The following is a 14,878-nucleotide window of genomic DNA, read 5'->3' as shown; positions in this document are numbered from 1 at the left end:
TGATGGCGCTACTCCTGTTTGCTTCGTCACCTCGGTTGGTCGCGCGGCAATAAAGGACAAGAAAAGGAGTGGAAAAGATGTGCAAGAATTGAAGCATGTCATCTCAGAACGCAGCAGACGTCATGTCTCCCGACGGCGTCGACTTCCAGCACGTGTCCCCCAAACTCGCGACTCTGCGCCTCGGTAACGCCCTCGCGCTGTGCGGCGCCCTGTGCGGCGCGATCTCCGGCCTCGTCCTCATCGTCGACATCCCTGCGCTGTGGTGGCTCATGCTCGTGCCCGCCGCCATCGCACTCTTCTGTCTGTGGCTCGTGCCCGCCCAGGTGCGCGCCCTGCGCTACGCACTGGCCGACACGGACTTCGTGATCCGCCGCGGCGTCTTCAGTCGCTCGTTGACCCTCGTGCCCTACGGCCGCATCCAGTACGTCGACATCTACCAGGGCCCCGTGCTGCGCCTGCTCGGCATCTCCACGATCAAGCTGTCGACCGCGAGCGCGAAGACCGACGCGACGCTGAGTGGTGTGCCCGTCGCGGACGCAGCCCGTCTGCGTGACGTCCTGGCGGAGCGCGGCTCGGCGGAGCTGATGGGCCTATGAGCGCGGACCTCTCCTCCGACGGCATCGCTCCCGAGGACTGGAAGCCGCTTCACCCGCTCACATACGTCCCCCGCGTCGCGGGAAGTGTCACGGGTGTCGTCGGTGCGGTGTCCCTGAGCAACGCCTCCGTGATCGGGCGCATGCTCAACGGTGAGACGCCGCAGTGGTTTGAAACCACCGGCATCTTCCTCGGTCTGGCGTTTATCGCTGGCCTCGTTCTCGCCATCGCGGGTGCGTACTGCTACCTGTCGTGGACGAAGACTCGCTACGCGGTGAGCAACACGGCGATCTGGTATCGCGCCGGCATCCTCAAGCGCACGCAGCGCCACGCGAGGCTCTCGCGCATCCAGACAATCAACGTGTCCTACTCGCTCGTCGGTCGCCTCCTGCGCCTGGGGTATCTGGACATCGAGGTCGCGGGCGGCACCGATTCGAGCATCAAGCTGGGACTGCTGCCCGCGCAGCGCCTCGAGGAACTGCGTGCCCTCCTTCTCGCGCTCGCTTCGGGCGCGATCGACGAGGTCGTGGATCCCGCCGGCCGCACCGGAGCCTCGGCCCGCGTGGCGACGGCGAAAACCCCGCTGGAGGCCCCTGAGCGCCCCGTGTTCAAGGTCGGGTTCGTCAAGCTCCTGGCGTCCATGCTGGCGACCATCGACAATGCGATCGCGCTGTTCTTCGGCATCTTCCTCCTGGGCCTCAACGGCTTCCTCGTGGGTGTTGTCGGGGTGTCGTCGATCATGAGCTTCCTGGGCATACTGGCGGGCGCGTTCAGCCTCCTGGTGGGCGTCTGGGCGCGTTTCGATCGAGAGTTCGGCTTTACCGCGGCGATCGCTGCCGATGGCGTGCGTATTAACCGTGGTCTGACGGCTCGCCGTCACGTGACGATCCCTCCGGGGCGCATCCACGCCATCGAGGTGACGCAGCCGCTGATCTGGCGACTGTTTGGCTGGTATCGCGTGGAGATCACGCAGGCCGGCAATACGGCGCACACGACGGACGAGAAGAACAAGGGCATGCAGGTGGACGTGGCTTCCGACGTGCTGCTTCCCGTCGGAAGCCGCGTGGAGGTTATCCAGGCGATTGCGATGGCGATCCCGGACCTGGGGACCGATGATCCTGACGGCTTCCTCGAGTCCCTTCGCGTGGGCACGGGCGAGGACCGTTGGATGACACCGATCCCGCCCAGCGCGAGGATTCTGGATCCTCTCGTGTACAAGCGTCGAGCCTTTGGCCTGACCGATGCCGTGTTTGCGATCCGCGACGGCTTCTTCAACCTGCGCTTCTCGATCATCCCTCTGACGCGCATCCAGTCGGTGTCGCTGCATCAGGGGCCCATTCAGCGGTGGCGCCGCGTCGCTTCGGTGCGCGCCGAGCTGGTCCCCGGACCGGTGGCATCTATGGCCGAGCACGTCGAGGCGGGCCGCTCTCTGGAGCTGTGGGCGCAGCTGTCGCAGGCCTCGAAGGTCCGCCGTGAGGCCGAGGTTCCCGAGCGCTGGCTCTCGCGTGTCACCGAGATCGTCGAGGCGACCTCGCAGCGTGCGGAGGGCGACAAGTAGCCCGATGATCGGTGACAATGGAGGCATGAGTACCCCCGGACGCCTCGGAATCGGCATCATCGGCATGGGCCACGTCGGGCCCGTCATCGGCTCTGCGCTGCGCGCGGTCGGGCATCAGATCGTCGCCGTTTCCGCGTCGTCGGACGCCTCGCGCGAGCGCGCCGACGCGATGCTCCCCGGCGTGCCGATCGCCACGCCCGAAGAGGTCGTGCGACGCTCCGAGGTGGTCATCGTGGCCGTTCCTGATGACCAGATCGGCCCCCTCGTGAGCGGCCTGGCTGACCTGGGCGCCTGGCAGAGTGGACACATCGTCATTCATCTGTCGGGTGCCTCCGGCGTGGGGCTGCTCGGCGCCGCCGCGGGAGCGGGGGCGATCCCGCTCGCCATCCACCCGGCGATGACGTTCACCGGCACCAGCGTTGACGTGGCGCGCCTCGTGGGCACGCCCTTCGCGGTGACGGCTGCGGCACCCTTCCTGCCGATCGCCCAGGCCCTCGTCGTCGAAATGGGCGGCGAGCCCGTCGTCGTCGCCGAGGAGGACCGCCCCCTCTACCACGCGGGCCTCGCCCACGGCGCCAACTTCATCGCGGGCATCACTGTGCAGACGACGCGGATTCTCGCCGAGGCCGGCATCGAGAATCCCGCTCTGTACGTGCGCCCGCTTCTCGAGGCCGCGCTTGACCGAGCCCTCACCGAGGGGGTCGCGGGCATCTCCGGGCCCGCCGCCCGCGGGGATGCGGGAACGATCACCGCGCACGCCCGCAGCCTCGGGGCCAGGGAAGGTCTCTCGGGGGAACGCGACACCTACGCGGACATGACCCGCGCCCTGACCCGTCTGCTGCGCGACGCTCGTCTCCTCGACGAACGGGCCGCCATCAGCGTCGAGGCCGCCCTTCTCGACCCGGGCGCCTGATACCCACACACCCAACGAGCCCAAAACGCGGGAGAGAGAATGCGCGCAACCCCGGCCTCGTCGCGCAAACGCGAGGCGTGAGGAAAGCGACTCTATTACGCACCGGCGGGCCGAAGTTGCAAGAATAGAAACATGACCCATCGCCCTGTCCTCACCCACACGCGCGCCGAGTTGGCCGACGCCCTGTCGCGCCTGCCCGGCACGAAGGCCCTCGTGATGACCATGGGTGCCCTCCACTCCGGGCACCTGCAGCTCGTGCGCGAAGCCCGCGAACTGGCCGATCACGTGATCGTCACGATCTTCGTCAACCCGACGCAGTTCGCGCCCGGCGAGGACTTCGACGCCTATCCGCGCACCCTGGACGCGGACATGGACGCGCTCGAGACGGTGGGGGCAGACCTCGTGTGGGCACCCGCGCCCCAGGACGTGTACCCCACGCCCGCGACCGTGACAATCGACCCGGGCCCCATCGCGCGCGTTCTCGAAGGCAAGACGCGCCCCACGCACTTCGCGGGCGTCGCGCTCGTGTGCACCAAGGTCGTCAACCTCGTGCGCCCCGACGTGGCCCTGTACGGACAGAAGGACGCCCAGCAGCTGGCCGTCCTGCGCACCGTTTTCTCCCAGCTGGACATCCCCGTGCGCGTCCACCCTGTGCCGATCGTGCGCGCCGAGGACGGGGTCGCCCTGTCCAGCCGCAACCAGTACCTGAGCGACGATGAGCGCATCCGCGCCCGTGCCCTCTCGCGCGCGCTTCGTCGCGGCGCCGAGGCCGCCGAGGCCGGGGCGCAGCCCGCGCAGATCGTCGCCGAGTGCCGCTCGGTTATCGACGCCGAGGGCGGCATCGACCTGGACTACATTGCGCTCGTGGACGCGGGGACTTTCGAGATCCTCGCGGGCACCGAGTCCGTGCCCGTCGGCGAGGGGGCTGCCGCGCCCACGATCCTGTCGGACGGCTCGCGTGAGGGACGCATCCTCATCGCCGCCAAGGTGGGCACGACGCGCCTCATCGACAACATGGAGGTGCCGCTGCGCGACGCCTCCGGTCCTGCCGGCCGTCTCGCAGAACGCGCGGGGGACCTCGCATGATGGAAATGACCCGTGAGATGGCCATCGGCAAGATCCATCGCGCCGTCGTCACCGGCGCCGACCTGCACTACGTCGGCTCGATCACGGTGGATGAGGACCTGCTGGACGCCGCGAACATCGTGCCCGGGCAGAAGGTCGACATCGTCGACGTCAACAACGGCGAGCGCCTCTCGACCTACACGATCGCGGGCGAGCGAGGCAGCGGCACGATTCAGCTCAACGGCGCGGCCGCCCACAAGGTGACCGTCGGCGACCTGGTCATCATCATGGCCTACGCTCAGGTGCCCGAATCTCTCGTGCGTCAGGTGAAGCCGTCCGTCGTCTTCGTCGACGAGGCCAACAAAATCGTGAGCGCTGGCAACCACGCGGGAACCGTCCCCGAGGATTCGCCCCGTGCCCGCGAGCTGGGGCTGAAAAGCTCTGGCCTCTGATTGACGCGCCGACAGGAGCGTCCACTCACTCGAGTGGACGCTCCCTTGTTTTGCCTCGTTTCGTGCACCTTTGCTCGTTTGACGGCATGCGATGTTCACAATTGTCCATACCTTGTCTTCGCCCGGCGCTGATACGCCCGTCACACCTATCCTCGAAGAACCGAACGAAAGGAAGGTGGGGCATGAGCAAGCGAGCGTCTCGCACGCGCCACGCACTCATCGGATACGCGTTCCTGTCGCCCGCCCTCATCGGCGTCCTCATCTTCATGGTTGTACCCATCGGCGTCATCATGTGGGTGAGCCTGTACCGGTGGGATCTGATTGGGGATACGCGATACGTGGGCCTGGCCAACGTCACGAACGTGCTGAGCGACCCGGCCTTCCTGTCGTCCCTGCGCACGACGGTCCTCTTCGTCCTCCTCGTGGTCCCCATTCAGATCATCCTGGGCCTCCTCCTCGCGAACCTGCTGACCAAGGGCGTGCGAGGAACCGTCGTCTATCGCACGCTCATCGTCATCCCGTGGATCGCGCCTCCGCTGGCCCTCGGTGTCGTATGGTCGTGGATCTTCGCCCCCACAGGTGGTCTTCTTTCCGCGCTGGCGGGCACGCGACTAGAAATTCTCGTGTCGCCCACCTGGGCGCTGCCCGCGGCGGCTTTCGTCGTCGTCTGGTCGAACGTGGGGTACACGGCGCTCTTCTTCATCGCGGGATTGCTCGCGATCCCGCGTGAGCTCACCGAGGCCGCGACCGTGGACGGGGCATCCTCCTCGCAGGTGTTCTGGCACATCAAGATGCCCCTCCTGCGCCCGACCTTCTTCTTCGTCTCGGTCACCTCCGTGATCTCGGTCTTCAACGTTTTCGATCAGATCTACGCCCTCACCAAGGGGGGCCCATCCGGCTCCACCGAGGTCCTCGCCTACCTGATCTACAAGGAGGCCTTCGAGACCGGAAATGTCGGCCGCGCCGCAGTCATGGCGTGCGTGATGATGCTGCTCCTTATGGGATTGACGCTGGCTCAGAACCTGTACTTCCGGAAGAGGACCACGTATGAGCTCGTCTAAGTCGCACTCGCGTCGGCCCTGGTGGTCGACCCTGGGGATCTACGCGGGGCTGTCGCTGGCCGCGTTCATCATGGTCGTCCCGCTCCTCTTCAGCTTTGTCACGGCCTTTAAGTCGCCGCAGGACTTCGCCTCGCACTCGCCCTTTGCGCTGCCCTCCCCGCCCTCCCTGGCCTCGTTCCAGGCGATCCTCACGGGACGGGTCAACTTCGCCGACGCGATCATCACGACGCTTCTCATGGTCGTGGTGATGGTCGTCGGGCAGCTGGTGTCTTCCGTGCTGGCCGCCTACGCGTTCGCCCGCATCGAGTTCCCGGGGCGCGAGGTCATCTTTTGGCTCTTCCTGGGCACCATGATGATTCCGGCGTCGGTCCTCGTCATCCCGCTATACCTCATGATGGCGAAGATGGGGCTCAACAACACCTTCTGGGGCATCGTCCTCCCCTTCGTGTTTGCCTCGCCCTACGCGGTGTTCCTGCTGCGTCAGTCGTTCCGTCAGATCCCCCAGGAAATCATCGACGCGGCGACCATGGACGGCGCCGGGCAGATGCGCATCCTCTTCTCCATCGTCGTTCCCGTGTCGAAGCCGATCATTTCGACGCTCGTGCTCATCACGGTTGTGAGCCAGTGGAACTCGTTCATGTGGCCGCGGATCATTGCCGCGACCAGGCCACGCGTCCTCACGGTTGCGACGGCTGCTCTGCAGAGCCAGTACAACGCGAATTGGACGTACGTCATGGCGGCGACGACCATCGCGCTCGTGCCGCTGATCGCTCTGTTCATTGTCTTTCAACGACACATCGTTGAATCGATTGCCCTGACGGGCATCAAGTAACAACACAACCCATCACAACTGGAGGTCTTCATGAAAAGGCGTTTTGTTACCGCTACCGCTCTGATTGGTGCCGCGTCGATGCTGATGGCCGCCTGCTCGCAGGGTGGCAGCGCGTCGAGCGAGGCGGGCACGTCCTTGACCCTGCGTCTGTGGGATGATCAGGCTGCCCAGGCGTACGAGGCGGCGCTCCCCGCGTTCACCGAGGAAACGGGGATCACGGTCAATGTCGAGGTCGTCCCGTGGTCGGACTACTTCACAGGCCTGCGTTCCGAGCTCGCGGCGGGCACCGGACCGGACGTCTTCTGGTCCAACACGAACAACTACACGGAGTACGCCCGCGGCGGCAAGATCGTCAACATTGACGAGGAGTTCCCCGCCTCTGAGCGCGACGGCTGGCTTCAGGGTGCCATCGATCAGTACACGGTTGATGGAAAGCTCTACGGCGTCCCGGTCCTCACCGACCCGTCGATCGCGGTGTACTACAACAAGTCGCTGCTGGACGCGGCCGGCGTGAGCATCGATGACCTGCAGAACCTGTCGTGGGACCCGAGTGCCTCCACCGACTCTCTGCGAGAGATCACCCGCAAGCTGACGCTGGACTCGTCCGGCCGCAACGCGGCTGATCCCGCCTTCGACGCGGACCACATCGTCCAGTACGGATACAACGCCGCGCTGGATGGCCAGGCCATGTTCATTCCGTACCTGGGCTCAGCCGGCGCCACCCTGCAGGACGAGAGCGGGCACTTTACGTTCGCGAGCCCCGAGGGTGACGCCGCGGTCGGCTACCTGGTGGACCTCATCAACAAGGAGCACGTGGCCCCCTCGGCGGCCGATACGAACGACAACGGTGACTTCAGCCGCGATCAGTTCCTGCAGGGCAAGATTGCTCTGTTCCAGTCCGGTGCCTACAACCTGGCGAACGTGGCCGAGGGCGCTTCCTTCGAGTGGGGCCTGGCTCCCCAGCCGAAGGGCCCCGCAGGTGCCGTGACGGTCGGTAACTCCGTCGTCGCCGCCGGTTCGACGGCGAGCGCGAACCCCGAGGCTCAGCACAAGCTGCTGGCGTGGCTGGCTGGCAAGGACGGCGGTGCCGCACTGGGCAAGACTGGCGCCGGCTTCCCCGCGAACGAGAAGGCCCAGGCGACGTGGACCGCCTACTGGTCGGACAAGGGCGTCGACACTTCGGTGATGGCGAAGACTCCTTCGGGCACGATCATGGCTCCCTTCGGCGCGAAGCTGGGCGCGGCAATGGACGCGTACAACGGCGTGCTCAAGGAGGTCTTCCTGGGACGCACCGGCGTGCATGAGGGTGTCCAGGCCGCCCAGGATGCCGCAAACGCGGCGATTGATCAGTAGCCGTCACAGACTCGGGACAGGCGCCGGCGGGACAGGTTCTCGCCGGCGCCTCACTAAGGAGAACGCGAATGGATACCGTGCTGGGTATTTACGCCCACCCCGATGATGCGGACGTGGACGCGGGCGGGACGCTCGCTCGCTTCGTGCGCGAAGGATCGAGGGTCGTCGTCGCAGTCGTCACGGATGGTGACGCGGGCGGCTCCGACCAGGATCTGCATCAGCAGATGGGGGAGTTGCGTCGTGATGAACAGCGCCGCGCGTGCGAGCAGCTGGGCGTCACGGAGCTCGTCTTCTTCGACGGCTACCCCGACGGTATGGTGACCCCGTCCCACGGGCTCGTGCGCGATATCGTCGCCCTCATTCGGCGCGTGAAGCCGAACCTGATCCTCACCCTCTCGCCTGAATACAACTGGTCGTCCATCTACGCCAATCACCCGGACCACCGAGCCGTGGGCGCCGCGGTCACGGACGCCGTCTACCCGACCGCGCGCAACCCCTTCGCGTTCCCTGAACTACTCGACGAGGGTCTGGCCCCCCACGTCGTCGAAGAAGTGTGGTTCCAGGGCGGCCCGTCGACGAACCACGTCGTCGAGCTGGACCAGGCAGACATCGACGCCAAGGTCAGGGCAGTGCGGGAACACGTCACCCAATTCGACGACCTCGACCGGATGGAGTCTTGGATCCGACAGGGCACCCGCGACGTGGGACACCCCCACGGCTATGCGGGGGGAGAAGAGTTCTTCCGCTGGGACACGCGCGGGTGAGGGCCCGCTAGCCGGCCTGTTTGCCGCACTGTGCCCCCGCCTCGTCCGTACGAGGCAGGGGCACAGTGCGTTGATGGGCGCCGCTCAGTCGAAGGCAGCGGCGACCAGCGGGTTTGTGCGGATCGCCTGGTCGAGCACGTCGCGCGCGACGTTGACCGAGTCGACCAGGGGGTGCAGCGCCAGCGCCTGCCACGCGAGGCTGCGGTCGCGCTCGCGGGCGGCGTCGATGACGAGATTCTCGCAGGCCTTCACGGATTGGACAAGGCCGAGAGCGGCCCCTTCCAAGGGGGCGACCGGAATCGGATGAACGCCCGAGGCGTCGACGTCGCAGGGAACCTCGACGACGTCCGTGTCGCGCAGCGTCGGAATCGAGGAGAACCCGCCGTCGCCGTTAGCGACGTTGAGGATCATGCGCGCCGGAGTATTCGTAGCGAGCGCGTTCATGAGGTCGAGGGCCACCTTCTGGTAGCCGCCGCCCGCGATGTCCTCGGCGCGCCTGCCGGAACGCTCGTCGACGTCGCGGGCCTCGGCCATGTACGTCGCCTCCCGGTCGGCGAGCGCATCGATCCACGTCCGGCCCGCCTGCTCAGGGCTCGAGAGGACAGTGTTGTAGAAGGCTTCCTGCTGATCGCGCAGGTACTCGCCGCGGGTTTGGTCCTGGTGGATGCGGGCCATGGCTTCGCGGTGGCAGTAGTAGTAGAAGAGGTATTCGTTGGGCAGGGCGCCCAGCGCGCGAATCCAGTCCGTGCCGATGGCGCGGGATTCTTCCATGGATCCCAGGGCCGCCTCGTCGGCGAAGAGGCGCGGGAGAATGTCGTGGCCGTCGACTGAGAGCGAGCGCAGCCAGCCGAGGTGGTTGAGGCCCACGTAGTCGAAGGACACGTCGGTGCGCTCCTCCTCGGTAATGCCCAGGGCGTTCAGCGTGCGGTTGACGAGGCCGATGGGAGTGTCGCAGATGCCGATGACGCGCTCGCCGAGCACGGAACGCATCGCCTGGGTGATGATGCCGGCCGGGTTCGTGAAGTTGATGAGCCAGGCGTTTGGGCACAGGCGCTTGGCGGCGCGTGCCAGCTCGAGTGCCGGTCCGAGCGAGCGGAACGCATAGCAGTAGCCGCCCACGCCGACGGTCTCCTGCCCCAACAAGCCGTTGTCGAGGCCGCAGTGCTCGTCGAGGACCCTTCCGCAGGTCCCACCCACGCGCATCGCGGAGAAGACGAAGTCGGCTCCGGGAAGGGCCTCGTTGATGTCGGTCGTCGCACGCACGGTCGGGGAGTGCGGGAAGTTAAGCGAGGACAGCACGGCCATCATCGCGTCGAGCCTGCGCGCGTCGGTGTCGTACAGGACGACGCGGTCGACGTCGAGGGACGCGTAGGCGCCCTGACCCGATCGTGAGCGGGCTAAGACGTCGATCATCGCGGGGACCCGGAAGCCCCCTCCTCCGACGATGGTGAGCTGCATGGCGGGCATCCTCTCTGGATACGTATAGTGGTGGCTCAGTGACATATTGTAGTCGCGCTCACGTCTAGGAGGACCCGTGGCTTCTCGTGTACCCGCCGCATCTCAGTTCGCGGTGTACGGTCCGACGTTTCTCGACGTCGTGATGGGTCCCCTCGACGGGCCTCCGGTTCCCGGCCGCGAGGCCTGGGTGGAGGGAGCTCTCATGTGCGCGGGCGGCGCGGCGAATCAGGCGATTGCGCTGGCTCGCCTGGGTGCGCCCGTGCGCCTGCACTCTCGCGTGGGCGTCGATCAGATGGGAGCATTCGTGGATGAGATGCTCGCGTGCGAGGGCGTGGACACCTCCTCGTGCGAGCGCGTGGGCGATCAAAACGTGACCGTCTCCCTGTCCTTCGGCGGCGATCGCGCGATGACCACGCGCGGGACGACCGCGCTGCCACGCTTGGGAGGTGATGCGCCGGGGTGCCTGCTCGCGGACGTGCGGGGGATCGGCGCGAACAGTGAGGTCGTGTCCTCCTGGCGCGAGCGCGGGACCTGGGTGCTGGCGGACACTGCCTGGGACGAGGCCGGGGCCTGGGACGAGGCGGACCTAGAGTCTTTGCGTCTGGCTGACGTGTGCACGCCCAACGAGGAGGAGGCGCTCGCCTACGCGCGCACCGAGAGCGTGGAGGACGCCGCGCGGTGGTTCGCGTCGTTTGGGTGCGACTGCGTGGTCACCTGCGGCAAGAACGGCGTAGTTGCGTGCGTTGACGGGCAGATCCTGCGCGTGCCGGCGCCCGCGGTGAGGGCGGTCGATACGACGGGCGCGGGGGATGTTTTTTCGGCGGCGCTGGCCTGGGCGCTCCGAGCCCGCCGCATGCCGTGGGCCGAGGCGCTCGCCCTCGCCTGCGCGGCCGCCGCTCACTCCACGCAGGGGATCGGCGGATCCGCATCCGCTCCCTACGCGGCCGACCTCCCGGGTGCGTGAGGAGCCCAACCGGGCCCCTGCCTCGTCGCGAGGCCAAATCCCGGTACGATAGGCGCATGACCGATTCTTCTTCCACGCCCACGCAAGCACCCGCAGACGACACCCCCGAGCAGGTCAAGGTTCGCGCGGCCAAGCGCGCGCGCCTCATGGAGGCCGGTATCCCCGCCTACCCCGTGCGCCTGCCGATCACGACCACCATTAAGGCGGTGCGTGAGAAGTACGCCCACCTCGAGGCCGGCGAAGAGACCGAGGACTACGTGGGCCTGGCGGGCCGCGTCATCCTCGCGCGCAACGGCGGCAAGCTCTGCTTCGCGACCCTCATGGACGGTGAGGGCAACAAGATCCAGGTCATGCTATCGGCCGCCTCCGTCGGCGCCGAGTCCCTGGCCGCCTACAAGAACGACGTCGACCTGGGCGACCACCTCTTCGTCCACGGCCGCGTGATCTCCTCGCGCCGCGGCGAGCTGTCGATCTTCGCGACCCCCGCCGAGGTCACGCCCGAAGCCCAGGCCGAGTACGACGCCGCGCCCACCGCGCTGCCCGCTCCCGACGCCTCGTGGGCCATTGCCTCCAAGGCGATCCGCCCCCTGCCCAAGACCTGGACCACCGAGGACGGCGAAGAGATCACCCTGTCCGAGGACCAGCGCATCCGCCGCCGCGAGCTCGACCTGATCACGCGCCCCGCCGCGCGCGACATGATCCGCATCCGCGCGGCCGTCAACCGTTCGATCCGCGAGAACTTCTTCCGCCGCGACTACATCGAGCTCGAGACGCCGATGCTGCAGATGATCCACGGTGGCGCGGCTGCCCGCCCCTTCACGACGCACATGAACGCGCTCGATACCGATCTGTACCTGCGCATCGCGACGGAGATCTACCTCAAGCGCGCGGTCGTCGGCGGCGTGGACCGCGTCTTCGAGATGAACCGCAACTTCCGCAACGAGGGCATGGATTCCTCGCACAGCCCCGAGTTCACCTCCCTGGAGGCCTACGAGGCCTACTCGGACTACAACGGCATGGCTGAGTTGACCCGCGACCTCATCCAGCAGGCCGCGCGCGACGCCTTCGACCTCTCCGAGGGCGAGGAAATCGTGCGTCTGGCCGACGGCACCGAGTACGACCTGTCGGGCGAGTGGGACCGCATTGACCTGTACGGCTCCACCTCCGAGGCCCTGGGCGAGGAGATCACGGTGGAGACGCCGCGCGAGACCCTCGTCAAGTACGCCGAGCGCATCGGCCTGGAGGCCGACGACTACGCCGTGTCCGGCAAGATCGTCGAAGACATCTTCGAGGAGCTCGTCGCCTCCAAGCTGTGGGCGCCGACCTTCGTCTACGACTTCCCGGAGGACACCTCCCCGCTGACCCGCTACCACCGCTCGCGCCCTGGCCTCACCGAAAAGTGGGACCTGTACGTGCGCGGCTTCGAGACGGGCACCGCCTACTCCGAGCTGGCCGACCCGGTCGTCCAGCGTGAGCGCTTCGAGGCGCAGGCTCTCGCGGCTGCCAACGGCGACCCCGAGGCCATGGTCATGGACGAGGACTTCCTCATCGCCATGGAGCAGGGCTTCCCGCCGTGCGGCGGCATGGGCATGGGCATCGACCGTCTGCTCATGGTCCTCACCGGCCAGGGCATCCGCGAGACGATTCCGTTCCCGCTGGTCAAGCGCCTGGGCTGATCTGAGCCGAGTAAAGGGCCCGGGCCTCGTTCCCATCATGGACGAGGCCAGGGCCCTTTCTCGTGCGTGGGTGTCCCCTCGTTCAGACGTAGGAGCGTCGGGGTGACATGCGCGTGTGGACGAGGTCGAGGAGCTCGTGTGCGGCCCCGTCGTCGAGGACGAGGTCGGTGGCGACCCCGGCGCGCAGTGCCCCGAGGAGCGGGAGGGCCTTCGAGGCGCCGGACACGATGCAGAGGCGGCGCGGGATCTTCTTCAGCGTGGCCGGGCTCGGGCCCGAGGCGCGCTCGTTGAGGTGCATGTTCGTGGAGCCGTCCTCGCGGATGAGGACGGTGCACACGTCGCCGACGACCCCGTCGTTCTGTGCCGCCGCGATCTCGTTGGGGTCGAGGAAGCCCCCCGAGTAGACGTGGGAGGGGAGGCGGGCCGACATGGAGCCGACGCCGAACAGGGCGACGTCTGCGCTGTCGATCGTGTTGAGGACCGACTGGACGGAGCGTTCGCGCCAGAGCGCCTCTTTGGTGTCCGCGTAGTCGAAGAACGCGGGCACGGGGAAGTTGACGATGCGCCCGCCGATGGCCTTCGCTGCGCGAGCGATGATGGCCTCGGCGTAGGGCATGCCCGACTCGGTGGCGGTGGCCGCTCCGTTGAGCTGGACGACGGTGGAACCCGCAAAAGACACGTGGGGCATGGCCCGCGTCACTTCTGCGGTGGTGTTCCCCCAGGCGATGCCGAGGGTAACGCCGGGGAAGAGCATGTCGATGAGGTGTTCCGCCGCGACGAGCGCAACGTTGTGCAGGCGGTTGACCTCGGTGTGGACGTCGTGAACGGGAACGACGGAGACCTGGACTCCAAAGAGGTCGGCAATTTGTCCCGCGAGGGTGCCCTTGAGGCCGGGGGAGGCAGACACCGAGATACGCACCAGGCCGACCTCCCGCGCGTGGGCGAGAAGTCGCGAGACCGAGGAGCGTGATATCTGCAGGTGGCGGGCGATTGTCTCCATCGTCTGCCCCTGGAGGTAGTACATCGAGGCGGCCTCATGCGCCTGTTCGTCACGTATTGTCACGTTTTCTAGTGTGCCATGCACAAGCGTGCAGATGTGTGTGTTTGAACATTGACTTCCGTGCGGGGGTGAGTAGATTAATCTTCGTCAGATGGTCAGGGTCACACATGAGAGCATGCACGGATGTGCACTCAGTTTGGGCTAACGTGCAACAGGTGACATACTTGGTGTGACCCACGGATCGCTATCTCAGTTGATAGTGTTCGATGGCACATTATTCGCGGTGGGAAGCCACCGGTGACCGGCGCGACGACGCGCTGGAGAAAGATAGGGAAACATGCTCACAACACTGCTCCCGGCAGCCGCCGATGCGGCTGTCCCTACCACGGGCCAGCTTTTCTGGTCTGAGTTCCTCGGCACGGCTGTCCTGCTGCTCCTCGGTGGCGGCGTCGTCGCCACGAACCTGCTGCCCAAGTCCAAGGGCAAGGGCGGCGGCTGGCTGGTCATCAACTGGGGATGGGGCCTCGCGGTCTTCGCCGGCGTCTACGTCGCGTTCCGCTCCGGCGGTCACCTGAACCCCGCCGTGACGATCGCTAAGGCTGTCGGCCACGCCTTCGACTCCTCTGTTGAGCTCGCCCCCGGCGTCGCGGTCAACGCGACCAACATCCTCGTCTACATCGTTGCTCAGTTCCTCGGTGCCTTCGTCGGCGCCGTTCTGTGCTGGCTGACCTTCAAGAAGCACTTCGACGAGGACTGCGACCCCGCCCTCAAGCTCGGCGTCTTCTCCACCGGCCCCGAGATCCGCTCCTACGGTTGGAACTGCCTCACTGAGGCCATCGGCACTGCCGTGCTCGTCCTGTGGGTCTTCGTATCCGGTCACACCGAGACTGCGGTCGGTCCGCTCGGCGTCGCGCTCATCATCGTCGTCATCGGTAACTCGCTCGGTGGCCCCACCGGATACGCCATCAACCCGGCCCGTGACCTCGCCCCCCGTATCGCCCACGCGATCCTGCCAATCAAGGGCAAGGGCGGCTCCGACTGGGGCTACTCCTGGGTCCCCGTCGTCGGCCCGATCGTCGGCGCCATCGTCGGCACCGTTCTCTACTTCCTCACCCTCGCCTGAGAGTGAGTGCGCGGGCGAGGCCACCGCGGCCTCGCCCGCGTCATACCCCGCCGCCGGGGTGACAT

Annotated in this window: 14 protein-coding genes; 12 read left to right on the top strand and 2 right to left on the bottom strand. The window is 66.8% G+C overall.

Annotated elements, in window-relative coordinates; genetic code table 11:
* Positions 1 to 95: 95 nt before the first annotated feature.
* The 9 genes from JJJ16_RS06985 (at position 96) to JJJ16_RS06945 (ending at position 8,592) form a co-directional block, all read left to right on the top strand.
* Complete coding sequence (locus tag JJJ16_RS06985) at positions 96 to 596, top strand: PH domain-containing protein (RefSeq protein WP_219751872.1); 501 nt, start codon at positions 96 to 98, stop codon at positions 594 to 596.
* On the top strand, positions 593 to 2,152 hold the full coding sequence (locus JJJ16_RS06980) for a PH domain-containing protein (RefSeq protein WP_219751871.1): 1,560 nt from the start codon (positions 593 to 595) through the stop codon (positions 2,150 to 2,152). The genes JJJ16_RS06985 and JJJ16_RS06980 overlap by 4 nt, the downstream gene beginning before the upstream one ends.
* Before the next feature lie 25 nt (positions 2,153 to 2,177).
* Positions 2,178 to 3,065 (top strand): Rossmann-like and DUF2520 domain-containing protein, encoded by an 888-nt coding sequence (locus tag JJJ16_RS06975; protein ID WP_219751870.1) that lies wholly within the window; start codon positions 2,178 to 2,180, stop codon positions 3,063 to 3,065.
* A 132-nt stretch (positions 3,066 to 3,197) separates the two neighbouring features.
* On the top strand, positions 3,198 to 4,151 hold the full coding sequence (gene panC, locus JJJ16_RS06970) for a pantoate--beta-alanine ligase (protein ID WP_219751869.1): 954 nt from the start codon (positions 3,198 to 3,200) through the stop codon (positions 4,149 to 4,151).
* On the top strand, positions 4,148 to 4,582 hold the full coding sequence (gene panD, locus JJJ16_RS06965) for an aspartate 1-decarboxylase (protein ID WP_219751868.1): 435 nt from the start codon (positions 4,148 to 4,150) through the stop codon (positions 4,580 to 4,582). The genes panC and panD overlap by 4 nt, the downstream gene beginning before the upstream one ends.
* Before the next feature lie 182 nt (positions 4,583 to 4,764).
* On the top strand, positions 4,765 to 5,643 hold the full coding sequence (locus JJJ16_RS06960; protein WP_219751867.1) for a carbohydrate ABC transporter permease: 879 nt from the start codon (positions 4,765 to 4,767) through the stop codon (positions 5,641 to 5,643).
* On the top strand, positions 5,630 to 6,475 hold the full coding sequence (locus tag JJJ16_RS06955; RefSeq protein WP_219751866.1) for a carbohydrate ABC transporter permease: 846 nt from the start codon (positions 5,630 to 5,632) through the stop codon (positions 6,473 to 6,475). The genes JJJ16_RS06960 and JJJ16_RS06955 overlap by 14 nt, the downstream gene beginning before the upstream one ends.
* Before the next feature lie 30 nt (positions 6,476 to 6,505).
* Positions 6,506 to 7,828: an ABC transporter substrate-binding protein gene (locus JJJ16_RS06950; RefSeq protein WP_219751865.1), complete on the top strand. Its 1,323-nt coding sequence runs from the start codon at positions 6,506 to 6,508 to the stop codon at positions 7,826 to 7,828.
* Between the two features lie 68 nt (positions 7,829 to 7,896).
* The gene (locus tag JJJ16_RS06945; protein ID WP_219751864.1) at positions 7,897 to 8,592 is read left to right on the top strand and encodes a PIG-L deacetylase family protein; all 696 of its coding nucleotides are present in this window, start codon (positions 7,897 to 7,899) and stop codon (positions 8,590 to 8,592) included.
* A gap of 84 nt (positions 8,593 to 8,676) precedes the next feature.
* Here JJJ16_RS06945 and JJJ16_RS06940 read toward each other — a convergent pair whose 3' ends face one another.
* A complete protein-coding gene (locus tag JJJ16_RS06940) occupies positions 8,677 to 10,050 on the bottom strand; it encodes a 6-phospho-beta-glucosidase (RefSeq protein ID WP_219751863.1) in 1,374 nt (457 codons plus the stop codon).
* 76 nt (positions 10,051 to 10,126) lie between these two features.
* Between JJJ16_RS06940 and JJJ16_RS06935 the strand changes: the two genes are divergently transcribed.
* Together JJJ16_RS06935 and JJJ16_RS06930 are read left to right on the top strand one after the other, a co-directional pair.
* Positions 10,127 to 11,014 carry a carbohydrate kinase family protein gene (locus JJJ16_RS06935; RefSeq protein ID WP_219751862.1) on the top strand — a complete coding sequence of 296 codons (888 nt, stop codon included), beginning with the start codon at positions 10,127 to 10,129 and terminating at the stop codon, positions 11,012 to 11,014.
* A 56-nt stretch (positions 11,015 to 11,070) separates the two neighbouring features.
* Complete coding sequence (locus JJJ16_RS06930) at positions 11,071 to 12,690, top strand: lysine--tRNA ligase (RefSeq protein WP_219751861.1); 1,620 nt, start codon at positions 11,071 to 11,073, stop codon at positions 12,688 to 12,690.
* Between the two features lie 82 nt (positions 12,691 to 12,772).
* On the opposite strand, the gene JJJ16_RS06925 is transcribed toward JJJ16_RS06930, so the two are convergent.
* Entirely contained in the window at positions 12,773 to 13,714 is a 942-nt protein-coding gene (locus JJJ16_RS06925) for a sugar-binding transcriptional regulator (protein WP_219752013.1), read from the bottom strand.
* A gap of 313 nt (positions 13,715 to 14,027) precedes the next feature.
* Here JJJ16_RS06925 and JJJ16_RS06920 point away from each other — a divergent pair, with 313 nt between their 5' ends.
* A complete protein-coding gene (locus JJJ16_RS06920; RefSeq protein WP_048670688.1) occupies positions 14,028 to 14,813 on the top strand; it encodes an MIP/aquaporin family protein in 786 nt (261 codons plus the stop codon).
* The last annotated feature ends 65 nt before the right edge of the window (positions 14,814 to 14,878 follow it).

This window comes from Schaalia sp. ORNL0103 (assembly GCF_019429565.1).
Taxonomy (GTDB): domain Bacteria; phylum Actinomycetota; class Actinomycetes; order Actinomycetales; family Actinomycetaceae; genus Pauljensenia.
Note: the sequence above shows the minus strand (reverse complement) of the source record. Positions and strands in the feature narration are given on the sequence as shown.

Excerpts from the sequence above, each read along its gene's own strand:
- JJJ16_RS06985 (WP_219751872.1), top strand. The coding sequence starts at position 96 with ATGTCATCTCAGAACGCAGCAGACGTCATGTCTCCCGACGGCGTCGAC.
- JJJ16_RS06980 (WP_219751871.1), top strand. The coding sequence starts at position 593 with ATGAGCGCGGACCTCTCCTCCGACGGCATCGCTCCCGAGGACTGGAAG.
- JJJ16_RS06975 (WP_219751870.1), top strand. The coding sequence starts at position 2,178 with ATGAGTACCCCCGGACGCCTCGGAATCGGCATCATCGGCATGGGCCAC.
- panC (WP_219751869.1), top strand. The coding sequence starts at position 3,198 with ATGACCCATCGCCCTGTCCTCACCCACACGCGCGCCGAGTTGGCCGAC.
- panD (WP_219751868.1), top strand. The coding sequence starts at position 4,148 with ATGATGGAAATGACCCGTGAGATGGCCATCGGCAAGATCCATCGCGCC.
- JJJ16_RS06960 (WP_219751867.1), top strand. The coding sequence starts at position 4,765 with ATGAGCAAGCGAGCGTCTCGCACGCGCCACGCACTCATCGGATACGCG.
- JJJ16_RS06955 (WP_219751866.1), top strand. The coding sequence starts at position 5,630 with ATGAGCTCGTCTAAGTCGCACTCGCGTCGGCCCTGGTGGTCGACCCTG.
- JJJ16_RS06950 (WP_219751865.1), top strand. The coding sequence starts at position 6,506 with ATGAAAAGGCGTTTTGTTACCGCTACCGCTCTGATTGGTGCCGCGTCG.
- JJJ16_RS06945 (WP_219751864.1), top strand. The coding sequence starts at position 7,897 with ATGGATACCGTGCTGGGTATTTACGCCCACCCCGATGATGCGGACGTG.
- JJJ16_RS06940 (WP_219751863.1), bottom strand. The coding sequence starts at position 10,050 with ATGCAGCTCACCATCGTCGGAGGAGGGGGCTTCCGGGTCCCCGCGATG.
- JJJ16_RS06930 (WP_219751861.1), top strand. The coding sequence starts at position 11,071 with ATGACCGATTCTTCTTCCACGCCCACGCAAGCACCCGCAGACGACACC.
- JJJ16_RS06925 (WP_219752013.1), bottom strand. The coding sequence starts at position 13,714 with ATGTACTACCTCCAGGGGCAGACGATGGAGACAATCGCCCGCCACCTG.
- JJJ16_RS06920 (WP_048670688.1), top strand. The coding sequence starts at position 14,028 with ATGCTCACAACACTGCTCCCGGCAGCCGCCGATGCGGCTGTCCCTACC.